Consider the following 19,908-nt stretch of genomic DNA (forward strand, 5'->3'; position numbering starts at 1 on the left):
CTGGTGTTCCTACGGTGTTGCCGTTACTTGTATTATCTTCTGCTACTGGTACATAATCTATGGTTACCGTAGCATTATTTGATTGATTACCATCATTATCTTCTACATTATAACTGATAACCGTTGGGTCTTCTGTAAAAGTTGATAACGGTGTGAATGTGATTGCGCCTGTAGTTTCATCTACACTCCATGTTCCTTCGTTTGGTACTGCAAAACTGGTAACATCACCATTGGCATCGGTTACAATACTTGTGGCATTTGTTGGTGCTACTAAACTTACCGTTGTTGGGTCTAATTCTCCATCTGGATCGGCATCTACGCCACCGCCATTAGCTACTAATGGATCGATCGTTACTGCGCCTGCTACATTTGCTAAGCTCTCATCATTCTCTGCTGTTGGTGATATAGCATCATAATCTACTGTTGCCGTTGCTGTATCACTTAAGCCTGTTTGTGTTTCGGTTAAGGTATATTCTATTGGGGTTGGATCGTCTGTGTAATTAGATCCAAAGCCTCCTGCTATGGTTTCTGGAGTGAAAACAAGTTCTCCCGTAGATGTATTATAATTCCAAGTTCCTTCGCCTGGCACGACTAATACATCTTGATCTCCTGCTATGTTCGGATCTAAATCTACCGTTGTATTTAATACTGTAGCAGTAGTTATTCCATCACCTAATAAATCATTGGATAGAATATTTATAGGTGTACTTGGTTGAGTTGGTGTATTCCCTGAATTACTATCTACATTAGCAACTGGTGGCTCTACAACCAAAATAGTTACAACAGCATCAGTACTACAATTTGTAGGATTTAATTCTTCACAAATATTATAATTGATAGTATAAGTTCCTGCTGGTGTTCCTACTGGTACACTAACATTCCCTGTTAAAGGATCAACTTCTGGTATTGTACCCGAAGCTGCAACTGGTCCTGAACCATCGTTAAAGAACATTCCTGAAGTTAAAGTAATATCAACTTCATTAATATCAGTAGGATCTCCATTTAATGTATCATCTCCTGTCCCAATTAATATATTACCTAAGTTCGTGTTTCCATCTGCACTAAGTACCTGATTTGAGCTAAAATCATCGTTAACCGCTACTATTACTGGTGCATTTACAACCACAGTTACTGTTGCAGAACTACAGTTACTTGAATTCCCTATTTCACAAATAGTATATGGAATAGAATATGTTCCTGCAGGTGTTCCTGCTGGTACACTCACATCTCCAGAGGCGCTAATAACCGGAGCTGTTCCCGTTATTGGATTACCATCTACAGTTGCTGGTGTTGGATATGTAATAGCTACATCTGCAGTAGTTACAGGGTTTCCATTTAAAAAATCGTCTCCTGTACCTGTTAATATGTTTCCGAGATTAGTATCTCCATCGAAACCATTAATTCCTGAATAATTATCATTTGCTGCTGCAATTACTAAATTATTTACGGTAACCGAAGCTGTAAGATCATCTCCATTAGTTAGCGTATCATCTGTATAATCTCCCGAAGCTGCTGAAGTTGTATTAGTTACTGTACCTCCTGCTGCTTGTGAATTAATAGTTGCTGTTATCTCTATACTAGCAGAACCACTACTCGCTATATCTCCTATAGTCCATAGTCCCGAAACAGGATTATAAGCGCCACTACTATTATCACTTACAAATGTAACATCGCTTGGTAATACATCTGATAAGGTTACATTTTTATCAACACTTGCCCCAATATTACTAACTGTAATAGTAAACACTACGTTATCTCCAATTGATGCTGTAGCAGGTGATACAGATTTCACTGTTACCAAATCGGTAGCACAATCTGTTATTGTATATGGTATTGCTGTTACACTAGATCTACAACCAGTTACTGTATTTCTTACTGTTGCGTATAAATTACCTGTTCCTGCTGGAAACAACTCTGTTGAAGTCCAATTACCACTTGTATTTGGAGCATTTGCAGCAGTTGTAAGCGCTGCATTTTTCCATAATTCTATAACTTCATCTGCTCCTAGAGCATTGCCAAATGTTATTGATAGGTATTCATCTGAACAAACATCCAATTCTCCTCCACCTACAGTTGGAGCTGCTGGTGATGGATTAACAGTTACATCAACAGTATCTATAGATGTACATCCTTCTGGACGCGTAATTGTTACTGTATAAGTAAACGTAGTTATAGCAGTTAAAGTTGGTCCTGAATATGTGAAATTTGGTTGAGCTACAGTAAGGTTATCTAAATAAGCATCTTCCGCATTTGTTGGACCAGCCCAAGAATAAGAGTAAGAAGGATTATTAGCTGAACCTAGTTCTACGCTTTCCAATGTTTCACAAACTGGAATATCTGAACCTCCAATTCCTGAAATCACACTAGGTGAACCCATATCTACACTTGCTGGTAAACAGATACAAGGATTATCATCTACTGTCATTACCAATAGAATATTACATGCTTGCTCTGGAGTTGCTACAAATTGAATACTTTCTGTAATGGATGTTCCTCCTGGTATGGCAGATGTTATTTGGTGACTTCCAAGCAATAAATCTCCTGTATCATATAAACCATCTTTATTTACATCATAATACGCTCCAATTGTTGATGGAGCTGTCACTTCAATATCTGAAGTATTATCTATTGTAAATCCTGCGGTTATTAATTCGTCTGCAAAACTTACACTTGAAATAGCAGAATCTAAGTTTATTATAACAGCTGCTTTATTAATGTCTAAACTTTCATTAGAACTTCCTGTAGAAATTAAAGCGTCACTACAAGTCCCTGATGGAACTGATGGGCACGCAAGAGATGCACTACTCTCTATATAATTTGTAAAACTTACCGATGCGTTTTCTTCACAATAACCGGCATCAGGAACAATATCAAACTCGAACTCAGTTCTATCTCCAGTACCTAGACCTGCTGGATATTGAATAATTATTTCAGTATCGGTTGAACTAACGAAAGTAATTTCACTTACCCCCGTAGAAATACTATTAAAAGTTCCGCTTACATAAGTAACGCCGGTAGGTAAATCTACTCTACCAAAATCTTCAGTTCCTGTAGCACTAGTAATTTCACTAATATTTGTTACAATATTTACTGTTTCTTGAGCTGTACATCCATCTATATGAGCACCATCTGCATCAAGGAAACCTGGTAGCGTAATTGTTGGAATAGCATCATAAGTAGCTTCTAACCCATTAACTTGAATACCGCTTGATAAACTTCTATTTCCACTACCAATACTTGGTTCTCCACAGGTTCTATCTCCATAAACTAAAAATGTTAATGACGAATTAGATACAAAATCACAAGCTGTTTGTAAAGTATATCTAACATTTACACCTCTTAAATCGCCATCTGCTCCAACAGTACCTATACCTGGAATACCTCCATAATCTACTAATCCTGAGTGTTCAATATTTATCGAATACCCATCTTGATCTGTAATAACTGAAGATAAAGGAATAGTTTCCCAGGTTCCGGAATTAGCTGGATACTGAACCTCTACAAGAGAAACAGTTAACGCTCCCGAACCATTAAAAGCTTGAACTGATGAACGTGGATTAACAATAGTTCCATTACGAGCACTTAAATAATTAAGTTCTACTACAAAATCATCACATACATCAATAGCTGCTGTTGGTTGATTTAGAATAGATTGCTGTATTTGAGCCAATGCAGGCTGTAATGTTAACTCAAGAGTGTCATCATAACAAGCACTTGTAACATCTCCATAATTAGGGTAACTCTCACAATCCCAACCCAAACTAAAATCTACTGGAATATCTGTACAAATATCATATGTAGCCTTAACTTTAATATTTTTAGTTTCAGAAATGCTTAAACTCCCTATCTCAATATATGATGCGCCATTTAATTTAATTATATTTAACGGTATAGGTGCGCCAGTAAAATCTTCTGCACTTGTAATATCAATATTTGCAGTATCCGGTACATATATCCAATTATACCCAGTATCTCCGCCGGCTGCACTGGTATTAACAACTTGAATATCAAATTCTGCCTCAGGACCATAACCAATTATTGTTGGACTTGATAATGGCTGTAAAACAAAAGTTGGTTTTGTATAATTTAAATTTTGAATATTTACTTTTTCTATTTTTGCTGGTTTTAGAGCATCGTCAGCATATGCCAAGGCTTGAGTTGTTGTTGTTGCAACAATTTGAGGGTAAGGAACCCCTTCACCTAACTCACAAGAACCTATACCAATAACTCTCATTCTCCAACTACCAGATCTACCTTCATCTTGATCTTCGTAACCACCCGCTCTATTTGGTGTTACTATGTAAGTTTGTATACCGCCTACACTAGGTGCTGTACCCAAAGCAGGTGAAATAGTTAATTCTCCATCAGCTAATTCATAAGTATTAGTAACTTCATTATTACCATTTTGTTGTAAAATTCTAGAAACTCTAAAACCATCTGGAATTTCTAACTTTACGGACTCAATCATTGTTATTGGTCTAAATTCACCTGGGAATAATTTTGGTGAATTTGACTGCGTATAGTCATTGTAAAGGTAAATATCTCCGTTATTACAGTATTGAAAAGTAGTTGTTCTCTCAACACCTGAATAGATTCTTGGTCTTACATAACTAACACTATCTCCCCAATCATAACAACTTATTAATTCTCCTGTAATTCCATCATCATCATTATCATTGTCTAAGGTTGCACCAGATACTGAAGCCGGAAGTGTTTCCTCAACTTGATATCTTCCTCTAAAACCAGAAAGTATGTGGTAATTAATATCAGTATACGTTTCAGTAGTAAACCAATACACAAAATCAACTTCAAAAGTGTCATCATCTTCTAATAACCCTCCAACACCCGGAGCGGAAAGTGCAAATGATAGATCGTACCTTAATGTATGTTTATCAGTCCCTGCTGTTGATGCAACACTAGACCTAGTGAGTCCTCCTCCTCCTGAAAAAGTATTATCAAAAGGAACTTCAATAGCTGGTCCTACACCACCTTTATAAATTTTCACTGTCCCTCTTAAAAACTCAATATCATCCAATCCGTTTGTAACAGATGCCGAGGCATTAGACGTATTTGTGGCATCTGTAGTATAAGTTTGTATAAAATAAAAATTATCTGATGTTAAATCACTCATGAAACCAGTAGTTGCAACCATCATTTCATCTCCTGCCAAATACTTATCTAACTCATAAGCTCCAGAATTTAAATCAACTTTAGTTGTCATTGAGGCATCTGTCCAACCTGCCGTAATTCTATAAGCATCTAAACCAGTAATATTTGGGCCTTGACATGGTGGGTTACAAGAATGCTCTATTATAGGCTCAAAATTACCGCAATGAATATCATACTCTAAAGGGCTAATTGTACCACCCGTAAGTATTAACTTTGTTTCATAACTGGTATTAATTGTATTACGAACTCCACCGGCCTCTAACTCAGCACAATTCATTATTAAAGGAAAACGAGCAAACCCATCTCCTGTTGCATTTGTTAAAATATCTAAATTCTTAAGATCGGTTGTTGAAAATGTAATTAAATTTGTACCCACACTTCCTGCTTCTCCTTCAATAGTTCCTTCAGTATAAGGATCTGCTGGGTTTATAGTTTGCGTATAAATTGCAGGATCATATCCAGCAACTAAATCTACCCCTCTTGGTACAGTTATACTAACTACAAATTCACTATCTGTATTTGAGTTTAACATTGCATGGTTATTATGGTAAAAATTACCATACAATATTGGCTTTATAGCTACTTCAAATTCTTGACCTTCCAAAATATCCGTATCTTGCTCAAATATCGTTGGATCAGCATAATCTCTGTAGAAATTAAAATACCCTAAATCTCTTCCTACAGTTGGTCTCGCTGCATTACATTGATCTTTGGTTAAAACATTTACAAACACATGTTCATGTACCATAAAATTTCCAACCCCAGTACCACAATTCATTCTAACGGTTGGGTCTGGAGTATAATCGTATTCAATTACTATTGAACCTCCTGGAGCTATATCATCCCAAGCCCCATCGCCATCTAAATCTTCAAATCCTCCCGAACCATCTGGATCACTAGTAAAAGTGGCTGCGCGGTTTTCACCTGGTATACCTGTTATAGATGGAGATATAGTTAAAGTATTTCCCCAAGTATTATTAAGAGTAGGAGGAGTACCGGTTCTATCCGAGGCCCAAGGTGTTGGTGTAAACGCCATTTGATCAGCCCCTTCACCAATTGTGAAATTTGTAAAACTTCTAGTTCCATAAGCCTCAGGCCCTCTATGTGGATTTTCAGTATACGTAGTTGAAGTATCCTCAGTATTAGATCCTAAACCTAAGTTGAATAACACATCAGTTGCACCACCTGCCACATCTGTTGTTGTATTTGTAATTGTTAATTTAACATGGTTTACTTGGCCAATATTATTAATTTGAGTGTTTGCAAGCTCTTGAACGATAGTAAAAGCTGGACTATTTGCCCCGAAAACAACACTTGCGGAAACAGATGGTGACTCTTGGCATTCCCAAGAAGCTGTATGAGCAGTATTTGTACTCTCACAGCCCGTTAATGTAAAACTTTCTACAAAATCTAACTGTTCAGTTCCACTAAGCACACCATCACCATCCTCACCAGTCATTCCTGCTTCTGGCACTAAATAATTTGCTGTCGTTCCTCCAATATCTAAATGATATAAATACACTTTTAGAGTAGATGTTGAAGATGGATCTTCAATTAATGTTATATTCCCATATTTCAGAACATAATTATCTACATTAGCTCCAAGAGCAACTTCGTGTCTTCCCTCTGAAACCCCCGCATTACCGCCATTAATCACTGAAACAGACCTTGTATGCACTCCTCCTACAACTCCATTTACTGCTGGTAATGGATTAATAGAAACGGTAAATGCAGCTGCAAAAAACTCATAACCTCCAATTAAATCATTTCCATCTGTCATGGATTGAGCGACCGTAGAATTGGTATACTCAAAATTAGCTATATTATCTTTAAATGAATTTCCTGCCTCTTTAAATAAAACAGCATCACACTCTGAAGTTCTATCAAAACTAAATGTAACTTTATCAGCAGATGCCCAAGGATCATTTGGTGATGCAACACCTCCCACTTCTCTAGAAATGGTAAATACAGGACTATTACTTCCTGGATAACCAGGAACTAAAGGATCTGTGATAAATACGGTTTCACTATCATCAATTACAAATGAATTTCCAGCAGATACCGATTCTATATTAGTTATTATGGCTGAATTAGGTGTATAAAATATACCATCGGGTAAATCCAAGGTTATCTTTACATTTGCCAATGGTTGCGACAGCGGATCCTTTTTCCCAGTAACAAGAATAGAATTACTTGTACTAGCTCCAAGAGCTACTAGGTCCGAAGCACTACTTGTTAAGTAGGTTGCTCTAAAATCTCCATTCTCTAAAGACTGAGCAAAAACAGAACCAAGCGAAAACATAAAAAAAGCTAAGAACAACATCATGTTTCTAGCTTGTATTAGGTTAACCTTAACTAAATTTGAGCATTGTAATTTTGATTTCATATTTATTATCTATTAAATAATTTATTGTTCAGGGAAGAAACTTTTTGAAGTTAGTTTCTTTGGTAAAACAGTCTTAATTTATTGTGTTTTTCATGTATATTTTAGAAATTACTTTAAGATTGAAAAACTTAAAACATTACTAAACTTAAAACATAAGTACATACACTCAACAAAAATACAGTTGCTCAATAAATTTATCTAACTCAAAAAACACAATAAAACACCTCAAAACAGACACTTTATCGATGTTATTACTTTTTATCAGTATGAAATGCACAGTTAAGCATAATTGTCTTGTTAATTAAATCACAATTTTTCTTTGATTATTATCATTTAATTTCTAACTTGTTACTCTATATTAATCCTATCTTTTTCACATGGATAAAACAATTAAAATCAAGATTAATGTGACTTAAACAAACATAATTGGGTCTAAATCTTAAAACCATCCTTTTGAGAACTTTAAAAAACAATATTGATAGCGACATTTTTGATTTCACATCTTTGTTTAATGAAAACATCAAACCCGAATTAGTAGAAATAGAAGGTTTAGAAGTAAACATTTTGATTATTGAAGATAACTTGAAAATTAACCAGAATTACGACAAAATTCTAAGTCCTAATTTTGATTATGTTTTTTCATTTAACAGTTTACAAGCATTAGAAAAAACAACTCAAAATCAATTTAATTTAATTTTAAACAAAGCTATTAAACCTATTATAAGAGGACAAATATTACAAAAAGAAGTATCAACCTTTACGGATGACTTTAATAATAATAATAGCCATGTTCCTATATTAATAATTACAACTCGAGATGTTCAAGATACTAGTTTTGAAGATTTAAACTTTAAAACAGAAAACTATGTCATTAATTTTTCTAATCAAAAAAAGATAATTTCTAAAATAAAACTTTACACAAATAATGCAGATTCTGCTATAGTACAAACCAAAAAGAAAAATAGTACCTTCTACACCATATTAGAGCTTATACAACGAAATCTTTCTAAAGAAGAATTTAATGTTAAAATACTATCTTACAAAATGGGGTACAGCCAAAGACAATTAGCAAGAATTGTAAAAGCCGAAACCAATAAAACGCCTGTAAAACTTATTTTAGAATTACGACTCAAAAAAGCTTATGACATATTATCGAGTGACAAGAATATAAAGATAAAAGAAGTACAATATAGTATAGGTATAAATAGCTCTTCCTACTTTAGTAAAAAATTTAAAGAACAATTTGGTTATACCCCAAGTGATTTTTGCAATACATAGCAACTTAAAGCCTATTGTGTTTTTCAATTATCTTTCAATGAAAAATGTAATTAGCACACCTATATATATAGACATACATAAATTATATTATATACCTCATTTTTCTTTTGGAAATTTTAAAATAATAAATTACCAAAAAGGATAGTAAAATTTAGATAAAAAATTAGATAAATGTAAAAAAGTCTTATATTTGCACGCTTGAAAGAAAAACTTTCGAGCTACATAACAATCATTTACAATAATATTAGAATGTATTTATCAAAAGAAGAGAAACAAGAAATGTTTGCCAAACATGGCAAAAACAAAAGTGATACTGGTTCTGCAGAAGGACAAATTGCTTTATTTACACAAAGAATTGAGCACTTAACTCAACACTTAAAAAAGAATCGTAAAGATTACAACACTGAACGTTCTTTAGTAATGTTAGTAGGTAAAAGAAGAAGTTTACTTGATTATTTAATCAAGAAAGATATCTTAAGATATCGTGCCATAGTAAAAGAATTAGGATTAAGAAAATAATCTCAATACAAAACCACGCCTTTCAGCGTGGTTTTTTGTTATATATTAACTCGATTTGAAAGAGTATAAATTTCAAATTATAAGAAGCTAGATCCCAAAACGAGTTTGGGACAAAAAGTTTTTCATTGGTCGCACACACACAACAACTACGTACAACAACACAACGACCATTGTTTAACATAATTTGAGTATATTGTATGCTCGAATTACAAGAAAAAATTTATGATTCCAAAAGTGTTTAAAGAGGTTATTGACCTTGGTGACGGAAGAGAAATCTCTATCGAAACCGGAAAATTAGCAAAACAGGCCCACGGTTCTGTTGTTGTTCAATCTGGAAAATGTATGTTGCTATGTACTGTTGTTTCCAATTACAAACAAAGTGATGTTGACTTTTTACCTTTAACGGTAGATTACAGAGAAAAGTTTGCTGCAGCCGGACGTTACCCAGGTGGTTTCTTTAAAAGAGAAGCAAGACCTAGTGATGGTGAAGTTTTAACTATGCGTTTAGTGGATCGTGTTTTACGTCCATTATTCCCAAAAGATTACCACGCAGAAACACAAGTAATGATTCAGTTAATGTCTCATGACGATGATGTTATGCCAGAAGCTATGGCTGGATTAGCGGCGAGTGCTGCTATTCAATTATCAGATTTACCGTTCGAATGCGCAATATCTGAAGCTAGAGTTGCACGTGTAAATGGTGAATTCGTAATCAACCCAACTAGAGCACAATTAGCAGAGTCTGACTTAGAGATGATGATTGGCGCTTCTGCTGATTCGGTTATGATGGTTGAAGGTGAGATGGATGAAATTTCTGAAGAAGAAATGGCAGACGCTATCAAATTTGCTCACGAAGCAATTAAAGTACAAATTGATGCACAATTGCGTTTAGCGGAAGCTTTTGGTAAAAAAGAAGTTCGTGAGTACACAACTGCAGAAGTTAACGAAGATTTACAAAAAAGAATACACGAATTAGCTTACGATAAATGTTACGCTATTGCAAAGAAGGGAACCTCTAAAGCAGAACGTAGCGCTGCATTTGCTGAAGTAAAAGAAGAAGTTAAAGCATCTTTTACTGAAGAAGAAATGGCAGAATTTGGACACCTTGTTGGAGGATACTACAGCAAAGCAGAAAAAGAAGCAGTACGTGAATTAACATTAAGCGAAGGTTTACGTTTAGACGGAAGAAAGACTGATGAAATTAGACCAATATGGTGTGAGGTAGATTACCTCCCTTCTACTCACGGTTCTTCTATCTTTTCTCGTGGAGAAACTCAAGCATTAGCTACAGTAACTTTAGGAACATCTAGAGATGCTAATAAAATAGATATGCCATCTTACGAAGGTGAAGAGAATTTCTATTTACATTACAACTTCCCTCCTTTTTGTACAGGTGAAGCTAGACCATTAAGAGGAACATCTCGTAGAGAAGTTGGTCATGGTAATTTAGCGCAACGTGGTTTAAAAGGAATGATTCCTGCAGATTGCCCTTATACTGTACGTGTTGTATCTGAAGTACTAGAATCTAACGGTTCGTCTTCTATGGCAACAGTATGTGCTGGAACAATGGCTTTAATGGATGCTGGGGTAAAAATGACTAGACCTGTTTCTGGTATTGCTATGGGATTAATTTCTGATGGTGATCGTTACGCAGTATTATCTGATATTTTAGGTGATGAAGATCACTTAGGAGATATGGATTTTAAAGTAACTGGTACTTCTGAAGGTATTACAGCTTGCCAAATGGATATTAAAATTAAAGGTTTAAGCTACGAAATTTTAGTAAATGCACTAAAACAAGCTCGCGAAGGTCGTTTACATATCTTAGGTAAAATTACAGATACTATTGCTGCTCCTGCAGAAAGCGTTAAAGATCATGCGCCTACTATGGTAACGCGTCGTGTACCTAACGAATTTATTGGTGCTTTAATTGGACCTGGAGGAAAAGTAATTCAAGAAATGCAGAAAGAAACTGAGACTACTATCGTTATTAACGAAGATCCAGTTACTGAAGAAGGTATTGTTGAAATATTAGGTGTAGGTTCTAAAGGAATTAATGCTGTTATGGCAAAAATAGATTCTCTATTATTTAAACCAACTGTTGGTAGCGTATACGAAGTAAAAGTAATCAAAATGTTGGATTTTGGAGCTGTTGTAGAATATATGGATGCACCAGGAAACGAAGTTTTATTACACGTAAGTGAATTGGCTTGGGAACGTACTGAAAATGTAAGCGACGTAGTTAATATGGGAGACGTTTTTGACGTGAAGTATTTTGGACAAGATCCAAGAACTCGCAAAGAGAAAGTATCTCGTAAAGCTATTTTACCAAAACCAGAAGGTTATGTTGCAAGACCACCAAGAGATGATAAACGTTCTGGTGGACGTGACAACAGAGGTTCTCGTGACAATAGAGGTCGTGATAACCGTCGTGACGATAGAAAACCAAGAGAAGATAAAAAAGAAGATTAATTTCTTTTAAATCTATAATTATTAAAGCCTGTTTCAACTTTTGAAACAGGCTTTTTTTTTTACAGCTGATAACTACACATTAATCTAAAAAGAGAATTTTACCCCACAAATTCCTTAACATATTCTTCCGAAATACCCAAAAGTGTAAGTCTATTTTAACAAAAATTTGATAATTCCAACTTCTCATTTCAAAAAAGTACCATCTATTTTTTAAAAATAATTTTATTAAAAAAATCGACTAAAAACACTTTTACTCGACAAAAAGCATTTTTTATCGATTATAAATTGTTTTTATCGTTAAAATTCAATTTATTTACGCTTAAATACATAAAACCATTATAACAATCAATAAACAATAAAAATGAAAGAAACCACTTACGTTTGTATTTTTTGAAAATAATTTATTTGAGTTTAATCGTTTTTAGTCAGCAAATGTGACTTTTCGTAATATTTTGTGTCTATGTAATTGTAGATTTGCTACTCTCTAAAAACATAATTATGAAAACTAAAACTATTTTAATAGCCTCTCGCCCAATTTATCAGGAAGCTAAAAACTAACGACTTAATCAATTACAGTGCAAAACTTATTGTTTTCAAAAACATGAGTTATTGATATAGCTTCGAGATTCAAAAATAATCTTTAGGCTATTGCACATCAAAAACTCATGGAATGTAGTTTTAAATGTTATTGTATTACCAAGTAAAAAGATTGACTACGCGCGTCCTATTTTTATACACTAAACAAATTAGACGTTTTACTCTCAATTTTTGTTCACAAAAACTAAGTATACAGATTAACAACTTAAAAAAACATTCACACAAAAAATAAATTAAAGTTCCTTTTAAACTTATTATTATGAAGGTAAATTACTTACTCAAATTAGCAACACCAAATAAGCTTTTATCGCTTATTGCTTTATTGTTGTTAACAACAATTTCATCTTACTCACAAATTGGTGTACAATCTCCCTCTATTAGAGAAAATGTTACCTTTCAATGGTCGGATGTTCAGGATACAAATAACGATGGTGTTATTTCCTCAATTGAAAACAACCGACCTGCAACAATAGAATCCATTACTGTAAGCGGTGCTGTTTATAACACCTTCGCTGTACCATCGGGATACCAACTTACTCGATTAGGACCTGGCGGACACTTTATAAATGAAATCTTTGAAAATGGCCTTAGTGTAATTAAATCTAGTGCAACCGCAACGTTGGACGCTACGGATAATACACTATGGGATGATGCTGCATTAGCAACTTTTGAATCTAAAAATCTTAACCGTTACTATACATCTAATGGTAATGGTGATAATATTTGTGGTAATTTTAATAGAGCCAACGGCATTAATGGACAACAAGAAACAGATGCCCAAATGCAAACCCTTATTTATGATCCTGCTTTACCATCTAACGAAGGCGGTTTACTAGCCGTAACAGAAAGAGGTGGAAACAACTGTTTTTACATTCGCTTATTTGGAACACTTCCAGGAAGTACTGTAGAAGAACCTCTTGGAGACACTTTTGTAAGAAGTTCTGCAGAATATAGAAACTTTGGATTCTCTGCACCAAGAAATAATGCCACAGATTACTGGTCTTCTGGACGTGAGCAAGATAACGATCAAGATATTGCAATTGCACTTTTTAATTTAAATACAATTGCTCCTACAGGATCAAAAATATCAAGAATTAGATTTATTTCTGCCTCTAATGATGATGGTGATGGTAAGCTGTTTGTTTTACAACGCTACGCGCAACCTCAAATTGATCTTGGATGTATTGATCAAGGCACATTTAATGGACAAATTCATAACGAATCTAGTACCCCTGCAGGTTCTACTTATGATTTAGTTTCGGGACCAACACCTACCGGTCTAGGTTTTAATTTAAACACAGATGGATCTTATACATATACATCTACCCCTAACTTTATAGGAAACGTAACCTTTACATATAGAGTTACACTCCCTGCTCCAAATAATGACATTACAGATACCAACACGGTAACTTTAACATTTAATGATTTACCTGATGATCCAGAACTAGAAGTAGAATGTACTGACACAGCTGGAAATTACAATATAAATATTACAACCCCTTTAGGTTCTCAATATCAATATAGCTCCAACTTAGTTAACGGTGGTGCTTATCAAAGCTCTCCTAATTTTAATAATGTAGGCCCAGGCACTCATAACTTTAAAGTAAAAAATATTAACAGTACCTGCGAAAGTGGTTCAACATCTATAACTTTAGCATCAGAAGCATTAGAAGCTACTGTTTTTGCAAACAATCCAGTTGATTGCTTTGGTGCATCAACAGGAAGTATTGATCTTAACGTAACTGGTGGTAATCCGCCTTATACCTATTTATGGAATAACGGTGAAACAACAGAAGATATTACTAATGTACCCGCTGGAACTTACAATGTTGAAATCTTAGACTCTGTTGGATGTACATTTACATTCACCACTAACGTATTAGTAAACCAACCTGACGTTTTAACTGCTACCGCTACACAAGGTAGCCCGGTGGTTTGTTTTGGAGAAGCTAATGCTTCTGCTACTGCAACGCCTGCTGGTGGTAATGGAAATTACACCTACTCTTGGGATAATGGTGAAACTACGGCTACTGCTACAGGCTTAAATGCGGGTACACATACCGTAACTATTACAGATGATAAAGATTGTACCACTACTGCAACAGTAACAATTGCACAACCTAGTGCTGCCTTAACTGCTACTGCTGCTCAAGATAGCCCAGTGGTTTGCTTTGGAGAAGCTAATGGTTCTGCTACTGCAACGCCTGCTGGTGGTAATGGAAATTACACCTACTCTTGGGATAATGGTGAAACTACGGCTACTGCAACGGGTTTAAATGCGGGTACACATACCGTAACTATTACAGATGATAAAGATTGTACCACTACTGCAACAGTAACAATCGCACAACCTAGTGCTGCATTAACTGCTACTGCTGCTCAAGATAGCCCAGTGGTTTGTTTTGGAGAAGCTAATGGTTCTGCTACTGCAACTCCTGCTGGTGGTAATGGAAATTACACCTACTCTTGGGATAATGGTGAAACTACGGCTACTGCTACAGGCTTAAATGCTGGAACGCATACGGTAACTATTACAGATGATAAAGATTGTACCACTACTGCAACAGTAACAATCGCACAACCTAGTGCTGCTTTAACTGCTACTGCTGCTCAAGATAGCCCAGTGGTTTGTTTTGGAGAAGCTAATGGTTCTGCTACTGCAACTCCTGCTGGTGGTAATGGAAGTTACACCTACTCTTGGGATAATGGTGAAACTACTGCTACTGCAACGGGTTTAAATGCTGGTTCGCATACCGTAACTATTACAGATGATAAAGATTGTACCACTACTGCAACAGTAACAATCGCACAACCTAGTGCTGCATTAACTGCTACTGCTGCTCAAGATAGCCCGGTGGTTTGTTTTGGAGAAGCTAATGGTTCTGCTACTGCAACGCCTGCTGGTGGTAATGGAAATTATACCTACTCTTGGGATAATGGTGAAACTACTGCTACTGCAACGGGTTTAAATGCTGGAACGCATACCGTAACTATTACAGATGATAAAGATTGTAATACAACTGCAACAGTAACAATCGCACAACCTAGTGCTGCATTAACTGCTACTGCTGCTCAAGATAGCCCAGTGGTTTGTTTTGGAGAAGCTAATGGTTCTGCTACTGCAACTCCTGCTGGTGGTAATGGAAATTATACCTACTCTTGGGATAATGGTGAAACTACGGCTACTGCTACAGGCTTGAATGCTGGTTCGCATACCGTAACTATTACAGATGATAAAGATTGTAGTACAACTGCAACAGTAACAATTGCACAACCTAGTGCTGCATTAACTGCTACTGCTGCTCAAGATAGCCCGGTGGTTTGTTTTGGAGAAGCTAATGGTTCTGCTACTGCAACGCCTGCTGGTGGTAATGGAAATTACACCTACTCTTGGGATAATGGTGAAACTACTGCTACTGCAACGGGTTTAAATGCTGGAACGCATACCGTAACTATTACAGATGATAAAGATTGTAATACAACTGCAACAGTAACAATCGCACAACCTAGTGCTGCATTAACTGCTACTGCTGCTCAAGATAGCCCAGTGGTTTGTTTTGGAGAAGCTAATGGTTCTGCTACTGCAACTCCTGCTGGTGGTAATGGAAATTATACCTACTCTTGGGATAATGGTGAAACTACGGCTACTGCTACAGGCTTGAATGCTGGTTCGCATACCGTAACTATTACAGATGATAAAGATTGTAGTACAACTGCAACAGTAACAATTGCACAACCTAGTGCTGCCTTAACTGCTACTGCTGCTCAAGATAGCCCAGTGGTTTGTTTTGGAGAAGCTAATGGTTCTGCTACTGCAACGCCTGCTGGTGGTAATGGAAATTATACCTACTCTTGGGATACTGGTGAAACTACTGCTACTGCAACGGGTTTAAATGCGGGTACACATACCGTAACTATTACAGATGATAAAGATTGTAGTACAACTGCAACAGTAACAATCGCACAACCTAGTGCTGCCTTAACTGCTACTGCTACACAAGATAGCCCAGTGGTTTGTTTTGGAGAAGCTAATGGTTCTGCTACTGCAACGCCTGCTGGTGGTAATGGAAATTATACCTACTCTTGGGATAATGGTGAAACGACTGCGACTGCAACGGGTTTAAATGCTGGTTCGCATACCGTAACTATTACAGATGATAAAGATTGTACCACTACTGCAACAGTAACAATTGCACAACCTAGTGCTGCTTTAACTGCTACTGCTGCTCAAGATAGCCCAGTGGTTTGTTTTGGAGAAGCTAATGCTTCTGCTACTGCAACTCCTGCTGGTGGTAATGGAAATTACACCTACTCTTGGGATAATGGTGAAACTACGGCTACTGCAACGGGTTTAAATGCTGGTTCGCATACCGTAACTATTACAGATGATAAAGATTGTACCACTACTGCAACAGTAACAATTGCACAACCTAGTGCTGCCTTAACTGCTACTGCTACACAAGATAGCCCGGTGGTTTGCTTTGGAGAAGCTAATGGTTCTGCTACTGCAACGCCTGCTGGTGGTAATGGAAATTACACCTACTCTTGGGATAATGGTGAAACTACTGCTACTGCAACGGGTTTAAATGCGGGTACACATACCGTAACTATTACAGATGATAAAGATTGTAGTGCAACTGCAACAGTAACAATCGCACAACCTAGTACTGCCTTAACCGCTACTGCTACACAAGATAGCCCGGTGGTTTGTTTTGGAGAATCTAACGGTTCTGCGACTGCAACGCCTGCTGGTGGTAATGGAAATTACACCTACTCTTGGGATAACGGTGAAACTACGGCTACTGCTACAGGCTTAAATGCTGGTTCGCATACCGTAACGATTACAGATGATAAAGATTGTACCACTACTGCAACAGTAACAATCGCACAACCTAATGCTGCATTAACTGCTACTGCTACACAAGATAGCCCGGTGGTTTGTTTTGGAGAGGCTAATGGTTCTGCGACTGCAACGCCTGCGGGTGGTAATGGAAATTACACCTATTCTTGGGATAATGGTGAAACTACTGCTACTGCAACGGGTTTAAATGCTGGTTCGCATACCGTAACTATTACAGATGATAAAGATTGTACCACTACTGCAACAGTAACAATCTCACAACCTAGTGCTGCATTAACTGCTACTGCTGCTCAAGATAGCCCAGTGGTTTGTTTTGGAGAAGCTAATGGTTCTGCTACTGCAACGCCTGCTGGTGGTAATGGAAATTACACCTACTCTTGGGATAATGGTGAAACTACTGCTACTGCAACGGGTTTAAATGCTGGAACGCATACCGTAACTATTACAGATGATAAAGATTGTAGTACAACTGCAACAGTAACAATTGCACAACCTAGTGCTGCATTAACTGCTACTGCTACACAAGATAGCCCAGTGGTTTGTTTTGGAGAAGCTAATGGTTCTGCTACTGCAACGCCTGCTGGTGGTAATGGAAATTACACCTACTCTTGGGATAATGGTGAAACTACTGCTACTGCAACGGGTTTAAATGCTGGTTCGCATACCGTAACTGTTACAGATGATAAAGATTGTAGTGCAACTGCAACAGTAACTATTACACAACCTAACGAGGCTTTAGCTGCTTCAATAGCAACTATAACAGATGTACTCTGTAATAGTGAAGCTACGGGAAGTATCGATATCTCTGTTATTGGTGGTACTGCTCCGTATACATTCGTTTGGAATGATACTAATAATTCAACTACAGAAGATTTATCTAATGTAATTGCTGATGCTTATAATGTAACTATTACAGATGCTAAAGGATGTACAACTTCTATTGGAGCTACAATTTCTGAACCAACTAGCCCACTGAGCTTAAACATTACCAAAATTGATGCTACTACAGCTCAAGGATGTGCTAATGGTGAAGCTACTGCTATTGTTTCTGGAGGAACTTCAGATTACACATACCAATGGAGTGCTTCTGCTGGAAACGTAACAACTGCTACTGCTTCTAACTTATCTAATGGTACGCATTCTGTGACTATTACAGATGCTAACAATTGTCAATTAACGCAAAGTATTGTTATCGAATGTGTCAATACTTGTGATGCTGAAATAACAATAGCTGATGTTACTGATGTACTTTGTACTGGTGATGATACGGGTGCTGCTACGGTAACTGCTAACTCTGAAGCCAATCCTAGTGCTACATTTACATTCACTTGGTCTAATGGGCAAGTGGACTCTGGTGTAACATCTAGTACACTTAGCGCTGCAAACGCAGGTGTATATTCGGTAAGTGTAACTATAGACGGTACAGTTTGTCAGGCAGTAGAAGAAACAGTTGCTATTACAGAACCTAGTAACGCTCTAAATATTACAGCAACAACTACAGACGAATTAGGTCCTAATACGGGTGATGGTACTGCAAACTCAGTAACTACTGGTGGTGTGGAACCTTATACATATTCTTGGTCTCCTAACGGGGAAACTACAGATGCTATTACTGGACTTAATGCTGGTTCATATACAGTAACTGTGACAGATGCTAATGGATGTTCAGATTCAACTACCGTAACAGTTAACCCTGGAAGTTGTCTTAACCTTTCGGTAACAGGAACATCTACTCCTTCTGTTTGCTTTGGTGAAAATAATGGTAGCGTTACTGCTACTGTAACTGGTGGTTCTGGAAACTTTACTTATGCATGGGATACCATTTCTGATACTACAGCTTCAGTTAGCGACTTACCTGCTGGTGATTATGTTATTACTGTAACAGATACTACTACCTTATGTACAACTAATACAACAATTACAATTAACGAACCTAATGTTTTAAGTTCTGCTATAGCTGTTTCTAATATATTATGCAAAAATGATGCTACAGGATCTCTTGACCTTGCGGTTAATGGTGGTACTGCTCCTTATGTATTTGCGTGGGATAACGGTGACACATCAGAAGACTTAATTAACGTAATTGCTGGTACTTATAACGTAACCATTACAGATGCTAATGGGTGTACAACTACAAATTCTGCTACTATAATAGAACCAGATACTAATGTTTCTGCTTCTATTACTAATCAAACAAATATTATTTGTGAAGGTTTAGGTACAGTTACAGTTGAAGGAGCTGGAGGTATAAGTCCATATTCTTACTCTATTGATGGAGGAACTAACTATCAAACAGATGGAACTTTCGCTAATTTACCAGAAGCAAATTATACAATAACTGTAATAGATGCCAATGGTTGTAGTACAACAGTATCTGCTGAAATACTTATAAACTGTACCGATGCTATCGCTGATATCAATAACACTTTTATTGATCAACCTGTAACTGGAAATGTATTAACAAACGATGAAGATTTCGAAGGTGATGCACAAACAGTAACTGAGAATACACAACCGGATAACGGTACAGTGGTAATGAATCCTGATGGATCTTATACCTATACCCCTAATCCTGGTTTCACAGGTGAAGATACTTTCGAGTATACAATCTGTGATGACGGGA

5 protein-coding genes are annotated in these 19,908 nt (G+C 36.5%); 4 read left to right on the top strand and 1 reads right to left on the bottom strand.

Translation table 11 applies throughout. The features are described from left to right. Window positions 1-7,555 (bottom strand): hypothetical protein (locus ACJJV4_RS05420; RefSeq protein WP_405292449.1); only part of this gene is annotated, 7,555 nt, incomplete at its 3' end. A 453-nt stretch (window positions 7,556-8,008) separates the two neighbouring features. On the opposite strand from ACJJV4_RS05420, the gene ACJJV4_RS05425 reads away from it, so the two are divergent. From ACJJV4_RS05425 to ACJJV4_RS05440, 4 genes are all read left to right on the top strand, one after another. Continuing rightward, complete coding sequence (locus ACJJV4_RS05425) at window positions 8,009-8,833, top strand: helix-turn-helix domain-containing protein (protein WP_405292450.1); 825 nt, start codon at window positions 8,009-8,011, stop codon at window positions 8,831-8,833. Between the two features lie 249 nt (window positions 8,834-9,082). Then, entirely contained in the window at window positions 9,083-9,352 is a 270-nt protein-coding gene (gene rpsO / locus ACJJV4_RS05430) for a 30S ribosomal protein S15 (RefSeq protein WP_042501638.1), read from the top strand. Window positions 9,353-9,574: 222 nt separating this feature from the next. Next, window positions 9,575-11,824, top strand: coding sequence for a polyribonucleotide nucleotidyltransferase (locus ACJJV4_RS05435; RefSeq protein ID WP_405292451.1), 2,250 nt, complete (start codon window positions 9,575-9,577; stop codon window positions 11,822-11,824). A gap of 856 nt (window positions 11,825-12,680) precedes the next feature. Then, window positions 12,681-19,908: Ig-like domain-containing protein (locus tag ACJJV4_RS05440; protein ID WP_405292452.1), on the top strand; the 7,228-nt coding region annotated here is incomplete at its 3' end.

It is taken from the genome of Algibacter sp. Ld11 (assembly GCF_045066735.1).
Classification (GTDB): Bacteria; Bacteroidota; Bacteroidia; order Flavobacteriales; family Flavobacteriaceae; genus Algibacter.

Excerpts from the sequence above, each read along its gene's own strand:
- rpsO (WP_042501638.1), top strand. The coding sequence starts at position 9,083 with ATGTATTTATCAAAAGAAGAGAAACAAGAAATGTTTGCCAAACATGGC.
- ACJJV4_RS05435 (WP_405292451.1), top strand. The coding sequence starts at position 9,575 with ATGATTCCAAAAGTGTTTAAAGAGGTTATTGACCTTGGTGACGGAAGA.